This window comes from uncultured Porphyromonas sp. (assembly GCF_947254915.1).
Taxonomy (GTDB): domain Bacteria; phylum Bacteroidota; class Bacteroidia; order Bacteroidales; family Porphyromonadaceae; genus Porphyromonas.
The window spans coordinates 1-12,685 of the sequence record NZ_CAMYEZ010000057.1; the positions used below are offsets into that span (position 1 = coordinate 1).

A 12,685-nucleotide genomic window follows, 5' to 3' on the forward strand; every position below is an offset into this window, starting at 1 on the left:
GAGGATGTTCGTTCAGTTAGTAGTTCACTCATCATGCAGGTGAATACAACGTCGAGAAAAGGCTTTGAGGTGATTGGTACCACGTTGACGAAGCGTTTCTTGGAGAAGAAGGGCATTACAACAGAATCCTTCATGATTCCTATTGACCTTCATAGGGAACTATTTGTCGATTTGGATAGTGATAAGCAAGAACGAGCCGACAACTTGGTGGTTAAGATTGATACCAGCCGTAAGGAAATCCTTTTCAATGTGGTTGAGATTAAATGCAGAAATGCTTATTACCAAGCAGACGAACTTCATCAAAAGATTGTAAATCAAATTGAGAATACCATCTTCGCCCTGCGTTCTCACTTCGAGATTGCAGTGGATGGCAATGATAGACTTGATCGAGAGCTGAAAGTGCTTGAGTTGAAGTCTCTCTTGGAGTTCTATATTAACCGTTCACTGAGATATGGCCAGCTAAATCCGGACAAGGCTCATGAGTACAAGGTGTTCTTGAGTAAACTCTCCGAAGGCTATACTATTCGATTTAAGCGTCTTGGCGTAATCTTCGACTTTATGCAGGCTGAGCGCCAAAAGAAAGATTTCTATGGTGATACGGTGATTTATAGGATGGGCAATCCTGTTATCGAGCAAATTCTTGATGAGAAAAGCAACTTGAAAACACAGGTATTGGAGGCTCAGGACAATGAGTTCGTGAACTTCTTCGAACCCACTTTCGTTCCTGCCGAGCAAACAAACCCAACTCAAGAATCGCCAGTTAAGCCTGTTACAGTGGTTGCTCCGACTGATGATTCTGACTATGAAGTTATTGTGTCTAAAAAGGTGGATAATGATCCAGCTGAATCAGTAAAATCTGAGAAGAAGGAACATAACGATTCTGTGGTATTCGATAAACCTAAAGAGGACGTTGAGCAACCTCAAACGCCTCCTGCAGTCACTCCAGAAGCTGAAGAACAGCCTTCGGAAACAGAACCGACCAAGGAAGAAAAGCCGGAGAAAGATGTTCCTGTGACAGATACTCCTGTAGAGGATATACCGTCGCAACCATCTCATGACGATGAAGTCGTTGTTCCGGAGGTTGATCCAAACTACAAAGAACCTGTAGTGGATGTTATCATTGGTAAGAATAGCGAATCGCCTCAATTCGGTGTTCTGGGCAAGATGGTATCCAATGGTCGTGTTATTGGTATGGACCTCAATGAGTGCAATACCATCAGCCTCTTTGGTGTGCAAGGCGCAGGAAAGAGCTATACGATTGGTTCTGCAACAGAAATGGTGCTCAAACAGTTCTCTAACGTGAACAAGTTGCCAGCACCCATGGCAGGTGTGATATTCCATTTCAGTGAAAGTATGGATTATGCGCCTGAGTTCACATCAATGGTATATCCTAATGATGAAGCTGGGCAGTTGGCCAAGTTGAAAGCTGAATACGGTGCTGAGCCCAATTCAGTAAAAGATGTAGTCCTTCTTGCTCCTGAAGCTCAGGTCGAATTGCGCAAAGCTCAATATCCTGATTTGGAAGTTCATTCAATTGGCTTTGATTCAGGCGAATTATCGGTTCGTGACTGGTTGTTCCTCTTAGCTGCGATGGGCAATGATTCTGCTTATATCAAAGAACTGAAACAGATTATGAAGGCTTGTCGTCACAATATGTCACTGGCCAACATACGTTCTGGCGTTGCTAATAGTGACCACCTTTCTACTTCTCAAAGAGCATTGGCCAATACCAAATTGGACTTTGCTGAAGAGTATATTACTGATGGTTATAAGCTGCAGCAGTACCTTCGCCCGGGCAGACTTATCATCGTTGACTTGCGTGATGAGTTTATCGAAAAAGAAGAAGCATTAGGCTTATTTGTTGTCATGCTCAATATATTCTCAAGTGTGATGACTGTGGATGGTAAGGCATTCAATAAGTTTATTGTATTTGATGAAGCTCATAAGTATATGAACAACAAGGAACTAGTAGATTCTATTACTACGGCGATTCGTGAAATGCGTCATAAGGGCGTTTCAATCATGATAGCCAGTCAGGATCCAATGAGTTTGCCTACAGAAATCATCGAACTTAGTTCGATGGTAGTGATGCACCGCTTTAGTTCACCTGCATGGGTGAAGCATGTTCAAAAGGCTATAACTCCACTTCAAACGCTGACAGCTACTGAAATGGCTGCATTGGGCTCGGGTGAAGCCTACCTATGGGCTAACAAAGCGACTGATAAAGCGATTACTCAGCGTCCGATAAAGATTAGCATTCGTCCTCGTGTAACCAAACACGGTGGAGATACTATACAAGCTGTAAAATAAGAATGAACATAATAGAATATTCAAATAGAGGAAGTAGAACAGTGAACCAGGATTATGTAATCCATCGTTCACTGTCTGCAGACTCTGCAATATTTGTATTAGCTGACGGTATGGGGGGCTACTCACATGGTGAGATAGCCTCACAAACTGTGGCTGAAAGTATTGTGGAGTATGTGGAGCAGAATACTACCAATTATACTCCTGAAAATCTTTTGAGGGAATCAATAGTGTTTGCTAATGATGCCCTTATGATTAAACAGATGGAAATTGGTGGTAAAAAAATGGGAACTGTCATTGCGGTGCTTTTTATTAAAGGTACCTATGCATACATAACATGGCTTGGTGATAGTAGAGTGTATAAATTTAGCAAGAGCAAAATGGATCTCTGCACAACAGACCATTCTATTGTTCAGCAACTCTCAAACAAAATGGCCATTACTTCTTCTATCTATGAGAAGTATGCAGCGATTGTAACTCGTGCCATCATGGGTGATGAAATTAAGGAAGAGATTCCTATTGAAGTCCTATCTATTACAGAAGGAGATATGTTTCTTTTATGTTCTGATGGATTTCATAAGCAGCTCCCTGTTGAAGAATACGCAATTTCATGCGACAAGGTAAATCTGAAGTGTTTGGATGATATGGCTCCCGACATGGACGATAATTATTCATTCATAAAAGTAACGGTATAATGATATTAAGCAATATAGTAATTGACGACCTAAAAGATAAATCTGGTTTGCTCTTTGATCAGGCAAAGGATTTTGACATGCTGGCCAAGTTGATATTGGACGTAACGCAGCGTTCCATCGGTGTAACTACTCTCAAACGATTAATGGGTTATATTGATGACGACCATCGTACCAACTCTTATACGCTTAACACCATAGCCTTATACTTGGGTTTCTCGACATGGGATGATTATCTTTTGGCTCGTTCCGTAGATAGTATTTGGGGATTCCAAGATTCCGCCGTGTACATCCATGAATTAGAGTTGGACTCCGAGGTACTTGTAAAGTACATGGATCGAACAGTCAAATTTAAAGTCGTTGAGCATAAAGGAAAAAAGGCATTGATGGTAATTGAAGCTGTAAATAGTAGCCTTCAACCCAATGACCTCCTCTATATTCACAAGATTGAGAAAGGTAAAAGACTGGAGGCTGGAAAAGTTTTTCGAGGTGACTTGATTGGCAAAAGTCTGCAGTCTCTAAAAGAGAACCAGCTCTCCGATGCGAATGGTCGGGGAGCTGGCTCTGTGTATAAAGGAAACTCTGCGTGAAGTCCTATAACTTTATTGATGGAGTCTTGGTGTAGTCCCCTATGGGGAGGGTCATAAAGGCTGGCTTTATAAAGCGTACATACTCAAAGTACACACCTAGAGATGCATTGTGATACTGGTAGAGGTGGACTTGCCCTTGCTCGTTTTCAAGTATCTGATCACCCTTGTAGTCAAAGCCGTGCTTTGTCATAAAGTCCTTGATGAGGGCATCATCGCCTGCAATCTTGGCCCTCTCCCAGTCTTGAGAGAATACGTAAGAAATCTTTTCTATAGTCGAGCCACTTTTTGACTCGTAGGAGTAGCTCCTAGCTCGAGGTTTACTGCGGTCAGCAGGCTTGAGCTTTGTGATGAAAGGCATATTGACCACAATGGCATCATGCTTATAGCCCTTATCAACGTTTGCTTTCACAAACTCAATCTCGCAGTCGGGGTGAGCCTTTCGCTCACGATCAATGATGGGGCTGTCCTGACTAATCTTCTGACCGAAGACATCTAGCAGTGGCAGGTAGAGTGCCTGGAAGGTTGGCTTCTCAGGAATTGGCTCCTTGTGATAGAGATCGGGAGCATCTGCAAAGGTGAGGTTGACTTGAGACATTGTGCTAGAGAGAGAAAAGCGTACGGCGAGGTCCTTGTTGACAAACTTCTCCGAATCGTCTTGATTAGCTCCCTCGTAGGTGAATCCGTTGAGCTCAAAGTACGAGCGTAGCTCAGGCTGCTTACACATATCCTTTGTGAAGCGGTCGGCTCGTACGAAAAAGCCAGACTTGAGCTCATCCCCAGGGATAATCTTGTAGTTAACGTAAGTGAGATTGACCTTGTTAGGGTCGATAGCCTCATAGATGAGACAGGTGTCGGTCTTCTTGGTCTGCTTGCGCAGTCCGAGGTTCTTTTCGTAAGCCTCGATTTCCTCAAAGGTGTAGGTGCTCATCTTGGACTCCTTCTTGAGATAGGGAAAGTCTTTGATCTGCAGAATCTCTGTAGTAGTTGTAGGCTTAGTCGGCTCTTGCTTGGGTTTACAACTACTCATTGCAAGGGTCACGCAGACGATTGCGGTGAGTGCTGCTAGGACACGGTGTAAGTTTGTCATAATTGAATAGGGTTTAGATGATTGCTTGTAAGGAGCTGTCTGCAGATGGTCTAGCCGGTCTGTCGAGACTGCTGTGTAGTGTATGCGAAAAAAAAGGCGAGGAGGCACCCCGATGCGAGATCTCGCATCAGTTCCCCCTACGCCTTGTATAGAGTACTCCTAGCCACTGTCTAGGAGCTATGTGCGTGCTATAGGTATCTCTTATCCGATGATGAGGATGTCTGTACCCTCTAGGATGGAGTCTCCAGCCTTGACTTTGATCTCGGTGATGGTGCCGTCACACTCTGCGTTGATGCCGTTCTCCATCTTCATAGCTTCGAGTACAGCCACTTGCTGACCGCGCTTGACCTGCTGACCGACCTGTACGTCCACCGATATGATGACGCCAGGCAGGGGAGCCTTGACTGCTTTGCCCTTGCCTGTGGAGGCTGGCGTCGCAGCGGGTGCGGGTGCTGCAGTAGCAACGGGTGCGGATGTAGGAGCAGGCTTGGCGACCTTCGGGGTCTCCTTCTTCTTCTCCTGTATGATCTCGACGCTGTATGGGGTGCCGTTGACCTCTAGCTGGGCTTGGTCACCCTCGATCTTGTCTATCTTGACGGCGTACTCTTTGCCATCGATCTTATACTTATATTCTTTCATAAGGAATTTGATATGGGTGCTTAGTAGTCTAGCGAGCTAGCCTGCTAAGGTACTGCCGTTTGGGATTAGATATAATACTGCTTCTGTGGTGTGACACGCATGTTCTGTAGCTTGTGGGACCAAGGGTCGAACTCCTTGTGCCGTATCGTGAGCTGATAGGACTCCTCGTCGTGAGGGGTGCCTAGAGCCTGCGCTAAGGCGAGCGCTATAGCAACCTCTTCGGGAGAGGGTGCTGGCGCTACCTTTTTAGCTCTCTTGGCGGGTGCCTTCTTACCCTTTTCTATCTTCTTGGTAGCCATCGGTAGAAGGGGTTAGAGAGGTACGTTGTCATGCTTTTTAGCGGGGAGCGTCTGGCGCTTCGTGCGTAGCTGTTGTAGCGCACGGATGATGCGGAAGCGGGTGTTCCTCGGCTCGATGACGTCATCGATGTAACCGTAGGAAGCAGCATTGTATGGATTGGCAAAAGCATCACGATACTCTTGCTCTTTCTCCAAAGCTGTCTTGGCGGGATCATCGCTTGCCTTGACCTCCTTGGCAAAGACCACCTCGACGGCTCCTGACGGACCCATAACGGCAATCTCGGCAGAGGGCCAAGCGTAGTTGATATCTGCGCGAAGGTGCTTGGAGCCCATCACGATGTAGGCACCACCATACGCCTTGCGTAGGACAACCGTGATCTTAGGCACGGTAGCCTCACCGTAAGCGTAGAGGAGCTTAGCTCCGTGTGTGATGACAGCGTTGTACTCCTGACCTGTACCTGGGAGGAAGCCTGGCACGTCGACGAGTGTGACGATGGGAATGTTGAATGCGTCGCAGAAGCGTACGAAGCGCGCTGCCTTGCGAGAAGAGTTGCAGTCGAGGCTACCAGCCATTACCTTGGGCTGGTTGGCTACGATACCGACGCTCTGCCCGTTGAAGCGTGCGAAGCCGACGATGATGTTGCGGGCGTAGTCGCGATGTACCTCGAGGAACTCGCCGTGATCCACGATAGCTCCGATCACTTCGTACATATCGTAAGCACGGTTGGGCGAGTCAGGGATGATTTCGTTGAGAAGCTCCTCGCAGCGGTCAGCGGGATCGTCGCAAGCAACGAAGGGTGGCTCCTCCATGTTGTTTTGTGGCAGGAAGGAGAGTAGCTGGCGGATGAGCTGGATACCCGCTTCGTCGTTGTCTACGGCAAAGTGTGCTACGCCACTCTTAGAAGCGTGTACGTCGGCACCACCTAGCTCCTCCTGTGTGACGTCCTCGCCAGTGACCGTCTTGACCACCTTAGGACCAGTGAGGAACATGTAGCTGGAGTTGCGCACCATAATGTTGAAGTCGGTCAATGCAGGCGAGTAGACAGCGCCACCAGCGCAAGGCCCGAAGATACCAGAGATCTGAGGGATGACGCCCGAAGCAAGGATGTTGCGCTCGAAGATCTCGCCGTAACCACAGAGTGCATTGACCGCCTCTTGGATACGAGCTCCACCTGAGTCGTTGAGACCGATACAAGGTGCGCCCATAGTCATGGCTAGGTCCATGACCTTGCAGATCTTAGCAGCGAGCATCTCACCGAGTGCGCCACCGATGACGGTAAAGTCTTGAGCGAAGACGTAGACGAGACGTCCGTCAATGGTACCACTACCTACGACGACACCGTCTCCGAGGAACTTCTTCTTCTCCATGCCAAAGTTCGTGCAGCGGTGCTGGACGAACATGTCTATCTCCTCAAAGGAACCCTCATCGAGGAGCATAGCGATACGCTCACGAGCTGTGTACTTGCCCTTAGCGTGTTGCTTCTCAATGCGCTCCTCGCCTCCTCCGAGACGAGCCTCCTCACGCTTGGCAAGGAGTTGCTTTATCTTCTCTTGTTGTACACTCATTATTCTATGTAGCGTTTGTTTGATTGGACGAAATTACTTAGCGACATCCTTGCAGTCGCAGATCTCTAGGAGTATGCCGTGTGCACTCTTGGGGTGAACAAAGGCAATGTTGAGACCCTCAGCACCTTTGCGAGGCTTCTCATCAATGAGGCGTATGCCCTTGCCCTTGAGCTCCTCGAGGGCTGGTGTCACATCGTCTGATGATAGTGCTAGGTGGTGGATACCTTCGCCACGCTTCTCAATAAACTTCGCAATGGGGCTCTCATCGCTCGTAGGCTCTAGGAGCTCTAGCTTGACCTCGCCTATCTTGAGGAATGCGGTACGCACCTTCTGGTCGGCGACCTCCTCAATGTTGTAGCAGGTTAGTCCGAGGACTCCCTCAAAGAAGGGGAGTGCCTCCTCTATGCTCTTGACTGCTATCCCAAGATGCTCGATGTGTGACAGATTCATACGCTATACTGTTTTTTGATTTGTGTATCTATTCAAAGGGGGAAGGGGCTACGCCCTCCAAACGGGGACGATCTCTCTGGAGACCATCACCCGACTGCAAATATAATAATAATCGCTAACGTAGCGAATGTGCTTGACATCCAAGCTGCGGTTGCGTTCCTCGGCGAGAGGTCGCTCAGGCGAAGGTGAGCGCATGGACAGGTGGACGACTGGTCAGTTGACCGTCACGGTAAGCGATCTGTCCATTGACCCAAGTAGCTACGATGCGATGCGAGAAGGTGTAGCCCTCTAGTGGTGACCAGCCACACTTGCTGTAGAGACTCTCCTTAGTCACCGTGGTTTCCTGATGCGGATCTACAAGGACTAGGTCGGCGTAGTAGCCAGTGCGGATGTAGCCTCGCTCACGGACCCCAAAGAGCTGGGCGGGAGCGTGCGCCATCTTCTCAACCACCAGTTCTGGAGACCAAAGCCCCTCGTGAGCCAGCTCCAGCATCATCAGCAGACTGTGCTGTACGAGCGGTCCTCCCGAAGCTGCCGTGAGAGCATCGCCCTCCTTGTCGGCTAGCGTGTGGGGTGCATGGTCGGTAGCTATTACATCGATGCGACCCTCGACGAGCGCTTGGCGTAGAGCCTCACGGTCACGAGCCGTCTTGACTGCGGGATTCCACTTGATGCGGTTGCCTAGGCGACTGTAGTCCTCATCGGTAAACCATAAGTGATGGACGCACACCTCAGCGGTGATGCGCTTCTCTGGCGAAAGGGGAGCTGCCGAGAAGAGCTCCATCTCCTCTGCTGTCGATAGGTGTAGCACGTGTAGTCTAGCACCGAGACGCTTGGCACGTTCTATGGCGCTGTGCGAAGACGCGTAGCACGCCTCACGAGAGCGTATCAGCGGGTGCGCCTCAATAGGGGGATGCCCATCGTACCGCTGGCGGTAAAGCTCTTTATTGCGTGTGATGATCTCCTCGCTCTCGCAATGCGTGGCGATGAGCTTCGGGGCATGGGCGAAGAAGTAGTCAAGAGCCTCCTCGCTGTCCACCAGCATATTCCCCGTGGAGGCTCCAAGGAAGAGCTTGTACCCTGGGATCAGGGCTGGGTCGATAGCACACGCTTCGGGCGCATTGTCATTGGTCCCGCCGAAGTAGAAGGCATAGTTTGCCCAGCTTGTCTCCTGAGCACGCTGACGCTTGTCTAGGAGCGCCTCGAGGGTGACCGTCGGGGGCTTTACATTCGGCATGTCCATATAAGAGGTGACACCGCCAGCCACTGCAGCACGGCTCTCGTGCGCTATGTCACCCTTGTGAGTCAGTCCAGGCTCTCTAAAGTGTACCTGATCATCGATGCAACCAGGTAGTAGCCAGAGCCCATGTGCATCCACGATCTCCGCTCCTTGGAGTAGTTCGTCTGGGAGTTCAGACGCTTGGTCGACACCTATATATATAGACTCGATGCGCTCGTCGGAGAGGCATACGGAGCCGATGACCTGTCGACCTTCATTGATTAGGGTAGCTCCGAGTATGATCTGTTTCATATTATTTCTCAGGATTACGACGCTTGGGGAAGCCCTTGAAGAGTCGCCAGTAGCGTAGCTTGAGGACACCCGTGAAGGCTTCGCCAAAGATTGACCCATTCATCTTCGAGCTCCCGAGCTTACGATTGACAAAGGTGATGGGCACCTCCTTGATCTTGAAGCCCAAACAGAGAGCCGTGTACTTCATCTCAATCTGAAAGGCATAGCCCTTGAAGTGCACCTCGTCTAGTCTCATCGCCTCCAGCACCTCACGTCTGTAGCAGACGAAGCCAGCCGTCGTGTCTCGTACGGGTAGCCAGGTGACGAGGCGTACGTAGACCGATGCGAGATAGCTCATGAGGATACGGTTAAGTGGCCAATCCTTGACCCCGCCGCCCCGCACGTAGCGCGAGCCTACCGCCACATCGTAGCCCTCCTCAGAGACCGCACGTAGGAGGTGGGGGAGTGCTGAGAGTGGATGGCTAAAGTCACAATCCATCTCAAATATATAGTCATAGCCATGCTCCAGTGCCCACTCGAAGCCTGTGAGATAGGCGGTGCCTAGTCCCATTTTGCCTGGGCGCACGATCAGGTGCAGACGATCCGTGTAGTCCGTCTCCTGCTGTAGCGTACGGACGATCTCCGCAGTCCCGTCAGGCGAATTGTCATCTAGGATCAGCAGGTCGAAGGCTTCGGGCAGAGCCAGGACAGCGCGAATCATCTCGGCGACATTCTCGCTCTCGTTGTAGGTAGGTATGATGATAAGGCTAGCGTGCATAGCGTGGTGGTCTCGGTGAGTGGTGATGCGTAGGGTGGGGCGTACTCAGACACCTCATATCATAGCACCACAAAGGTAGTAAAAAACTGCTTGCACTCTGACTGAGATACAGCAAACCTCCGAAGTGACAAATTGTCAAAAATGAGCTCTTCAAGGGGTAGTGTTGAGGAAATGGAAAATGCCTCGGTAGAAAACAGAAATCCTCCACCGAAGAACGAAAAAAATCTTCGGAACTTTGATTCCTTTCTTCCGAAGTTTCATTTCATTCTTCCGAAGTTTTATCTCGCCCCTCCGTGGGGAATTTTCATTTCCTCGTGAGCGATTGAAAAATTCCTCGTGAGCGATTAAAGTCAAGGGCGATGTAGGAGAGGACCTGTGGCTATATTTGCAGACTACTGACCTGATGTCTACGTAGATACTAGGTCAGTCTCTCGGAGCCTTTACCTCCCTTGCTTAGTTTGTTGCTTATATGATGGTAAATGCTTGACTTGTAGGTGTGTGTATCACTCTAAGATAGGCTCTAGAACGTCATCAACGGCATCATCGACGGCATCGCTCAGCGGTTCGTGCAGGTCAACCGTCGCCTGACCACCACACGGAGAGAAGCCCGCAGGCACGTTGAACGGAGTTTGCACCGAGTAGCCTAGCGTAGGATCAGCGTAGACCGCCTTCATAAAGTAGCCAAAGATAGGGAGTGCCGAAGAGGCTCCCTGACCGTAAGCCATAGAGCGGAAGTGTATCGAGCGCTCCTCGCCACCGACCCAGCAACCCGCTACGATCTCTGGAGAGAACCCGACGAACCAACCATCACTGTTGCGCTGTGTCGTACCAGTTTTACCGCCTAGAGGCATCGAGAGATTGTGCCGGAAGCGTAGTCTGCCACCCGTTCCTCCGTCGACAACGGCACGCATCATATCAAGCATCTGAAGAGCAGCTCGGGCGGGGAGTACCTCCGTGAGGTTTGCCGTAAATGTCGCCACGACATTGCCATAGCGATCCTCAATGCGAGTCACAGGGATCGGGTCGACACGGATACCTTGGTTGACGAATGCACTGTAAGCCGCCACCATCTCGCTGACCGTCACATCGGGCGTGCCGAGAGCCACCGAGACGACAGGATCTATATAGCCTTTGATGCCGAAGGAGTGGAGCAAGCGGACAAAGGTATAGGGCGAGGTGCGACCCATTAGGTATGCCGTGACCCAGTTAGAGGAGTTTTGTAGTCCCCACTTGATCGAGACCATCTCCCCCACCCGCTTAGCTCCAGTATTGCGCGGTGTCCACGCCTTGCCATTGGCATCATAGAGCGTGATCGGCTGATGCATCACTTGCTCACACGGAGAAATACCCTGTATCATACTGAGCGAGTAGAGAAAAGGCTTAATCGTTGATCCCACCTGTCTACGTCCCTGAGAGACCATATCATACTTAAATGTGCGGAAGTCCACATCTCCGACATAAGCTAGGATATTGCCATTGTGCGGATTCATCGCCATAAAGCCTGTGTGGAGGAAGCGCTTGTAGTATAGTACCGAGTCACGGGGAGTCATCTCCGTGTCTATCCACCCTTTGTAGCTCCAGACGCGCATCTTGTGCTTCTCATCAAATGTCTTGCGAATCTCCTCGGGAGACATACCGAGCTTCTTGAGCGACCTCCAGCGATCCGTATTATGCAGAGCACGCTCGATGGCCTCCTTGCGCTGCTGTGCTGTCAAGTCACTACTATAGGGTGTCTGCTGGGAGCCTTTGAGCTCACGATTGAAGTTGGGCTGTACAAACTCACTCATATGCTTCTGAACGGCCTCCTCGGCGTACTCCTGCATACGGCTATCAATCGTGCCATAGATCTTGAGCCCATCGGCATACAGATCGTAATGTGAGCCGTCTGACTTCTTGTTTTTCTGACACCACCCGTAGATAGGCTGTGTCTCCCAGAGGATTGAGTCGATGGAGTACTGCTCTTGGTTCCACTTTGAGTAGTCACTTCGCTTAGGCTTCTTGGCAGTCAAGAGGAGACGGACGAACTCTCTATAGTAAGGAGCCAAGCCTTCGGATTGCTTGTTGCGCGTGAAGTGTATCTTGAGAGGCTCGGCGATAGCTTTCGTATAGGTCTCCTCGGATATGTATCCCGCCTTCTTCATCTGTAGTAGCACCGTGTTGCGACGATTCAGTGGCGCATCGCTATCGGCGTGCAGGACAGGGTTGTAGAACGAGGGATTCTTGCACATACCCACCAGCATCGCCGACTCGGTGAGCGTCAGCTCTGAGGGCTTCTTGCCAAAGTAGGTCTGCGCAGCCGAGCGGATACCGACAGCGTTGTAGAGGAAGTCAAACTGATTGAGATACATCGCAATGATCTCCTCCTTGGTATAGTTGCGCTCTAGCTTGATCGCTATGACCCACTCAATCGGCTTCTGCAAGAGACGCTGTAGGGTGGACTTAGCATGAGGCGAGTAGAGTTGCTTAGCTAGCTGCTGCGTGATGGTACTACCTCCACCACTAGCGGTATTGCGCAGTACGCCACGCTTGATCACGGCACGCCCCACGCCTCGCACGTCAACGCCCGAGTGCTTGTAAAAGCGAACATCCTCCGTGGCTACCAGAGCCTGCACCAGTGGCTCTGCCAGCTCGTCATAGCCCACGTATATACGATTTGTAGAGCTATGCGCATAGGATCCCAGCTGTACGCCATCATCGGAGATGAGGACAGAGGCGTACTTGTCAATAGGGTTTTGCAACTGCTCCACGTCAGGCATATAGCCTATGA

Annotated in this window: 11 protein-coding genes; 3 read left to right on the plus strand and 8 right to left on the minus strand. The window is 50.1% G+C overall.

Going from position 1 to position 12,685, the window contains the following annotated elements; all coding sequences use genetic code 11:
• The 3 genes from Q0X57_RS04660 to Q0X57_RS04670 form a co-directional block, all read left to right on the plus strand.
• On the plus strand, positions 1-2,310 hold a 2,310-nt coding region (locus Q0X57_RS04660; protein ID WP_297728359.1), incomplete at its 5' end, for a helicase HerA-like domain-containing protein.
• 2 nt (positions 2,311-2,312) lie between these two features.
• Positions 2,313-3,002 (plus strand): protein phosphatase 2C domain-containing protein, encoded by a 690-nt coding sequence (locus tag Q0X57_RS04665; RefSeq protein WP_297728362.1) that lies wholly within the window; start codon positions 2,313-2,315, stop codon positions 3,000-3,002.
• Positions 3,002-3,589 (plus strand): hypothetical protein, encoded by a 588-nt coding sequence (locus Q0X57_RS04670; RefSeq protein ID WP_297728365.1) that lies wholly within the window; start codon positions 3,002-3,004, stop codon positions 3,587-3,589. The genes Q0X57_RS04665 and Q0X57_RS04670 overlap by 1 nt, the downstream gene beginning before the upstream one ends.
• A gap of 4 nt (positions 3,590-3,593) precedes the next feature.
• On the opposite strand, the gene Q0X57_RS04675 is transcribed toward Q0X57_RS04670, so the two are convergent.
• The 8 genes from Q0X57_RS04675 to Q0X57_RS04710 form a co-directional block, all read right to left on the minus strand.
• Positions 3,594-4,676: a hypothetical protein gene (locus Q0X57_RS04675; protein WP_297728368.1), complete on the minus strand. Its 1,083-nt coding sequence runs from the start codon at positions 4,674-4,676 to the stop codon at positions 3,594-3,596.
• 201 nt (positions 4,677-4,877) lie between these two features.
• Positions 4,878-5,315: a biotin/lipoyl-containing protein gene (locus Q0X57_RS04680; RefSeq protein WP_297728371.1), complete on the minus strand. Its 438-nt coding sequence runs from the start codon at positions 5,313-5,315 to the stop codon at positions 4,878-4,880.
• Between the two features lie 65 nt (positions 5,316-5,380).
• Entirely contained in the window at positions 5,381-5,614 is a 234-nt protein-coding gene (locus Q0X57_RS04685) for a hypothetical protein (protein ID WP_297728374.1), read from the minus strand.
• 12 nt (positions 5,615-5,626) lie between these two features.
• Positions 5,627-7,180 (minus strand): carboxyl transferase domain-containing protein, encoded by a 1,554-nt coding sequence (locus Q0X57_RS04690; protein WP_297728377.1) that lies wholly within the window; start codon positions 7,178-7,180, stop codon positions 5,627-5,629.
• Positions 7,181-7,213: 33 nt separating this feature from the next.
• Positions 7,214-7,630, minus strand: coding sequence for a methylmalonyl-CoA epimerase (gene mce, locus Q0X57_RS04695; protein ID WP_297728380.1), 417 nt, complete (start codon positions 7,628-7,630; stop codon positions 7,214-7,216).
• A gap of 175 nt (positions 7,631-7,805) precedes the next feature.
• Complete coding sequence (locus tag Q0X57_RS04700; RefSeq protein WP_297728383.1) at positions 7,806-9,161, minus strand: dihydroorotase; 1,356 nt, start codon at positions 9,159-9,161, stop codon at positions 7,806-7,808.
• 1 nt (position 9,162) lies between these two features.
• Positions 9,163-9,918 carry a polyprenol monophosphomannose synthase gene (locus tag Q0X57_RS04705; protein WP_297728386.1) on the minus strand — a complete coding sequence of 252 codons (756 nt, stop codon included), beginning with the start codon at positions 9,916-9,918 and terminating at the stop codon, positions 9,163-9,165.
• Positions 9,919-10,421: 503 nt separating this feature from the next.
• The gene (locus tag Q0X57_RS04710; protein WP_297728388.1) at positions 10,422-12,683 is read right to left on the minus strand and encodes a transglycosylase domain-containing protein; all 2,262 of its coding nucleotides are present in this window, start codon (positions 12,681-12,683) and stop codon (positions 10,422-10,424) included.
• Positions 12,684-12,685 lie beyond the last annotated feature (2 nt).

Coding starts and splice junctions, on each gene's coding strand:
- Q0X57_RS04685 (WP_297728374.1), bottom strand. CDS start 5,614: ATGGCTACCAAGAAGATAGAAAAGGGTAAGAAGGCACCCGCCAAGAGA.
- Q0X57_RS04700 (WP_297728383.1), bottom strand. CDS start 9,161: ATGAAACAGATCATACTCGGAGCTACCCTAATCAATGAAGGTCGACAG.
- Q0X57_RS04665 (WP_297728362.1), top strand. CDS start 2,313: ATGAACATAATAGAATATTCAAATAGAGGAAGTAGAACAGTGAACCAG.
- Q0X57_RS04690 (WP_297728377.1), bottom strand. CDS start 7,180: ATGAGTGTACAACAAGAGAAGATAAAGCAACTCCTTGCCAAGCGTGAG.
- Q0X57_RS04670 (WP_297728365.1), top strand. CDS start 3,002: ATGATATTAAGCAATATAGTAATTGACGACCTAAAAGATAAATCTGGT.
- Q0X57_RS04675 (WP_297728368.1), bottom strand. CDS start 4,676: ATGACAAACTTACACCGTGTCCTAGCAGCACTCACCGCAATCGTCTGC.
- Q0X57_RS04705 (WP_297728386.1), bottom strand. CDS start 9,918: ATGCACGCTAGCCTTATCATCATACCTACCTACAACGAGAGCGAGAAT.
- Q0X57_RS04680 (WP_297728371.1), bottom strand. CDS start 5,315: ATGAAAGAATATAAGTATAAGATCGATGGCAAAGAGTACGCCGTCAAG.
- mce (WP_297728380.1), bottom strand. CDS start 7,630: ATGAATCTGTCACACATCGAGCATCTTGGGATAGCAGTCAAGAGCATA.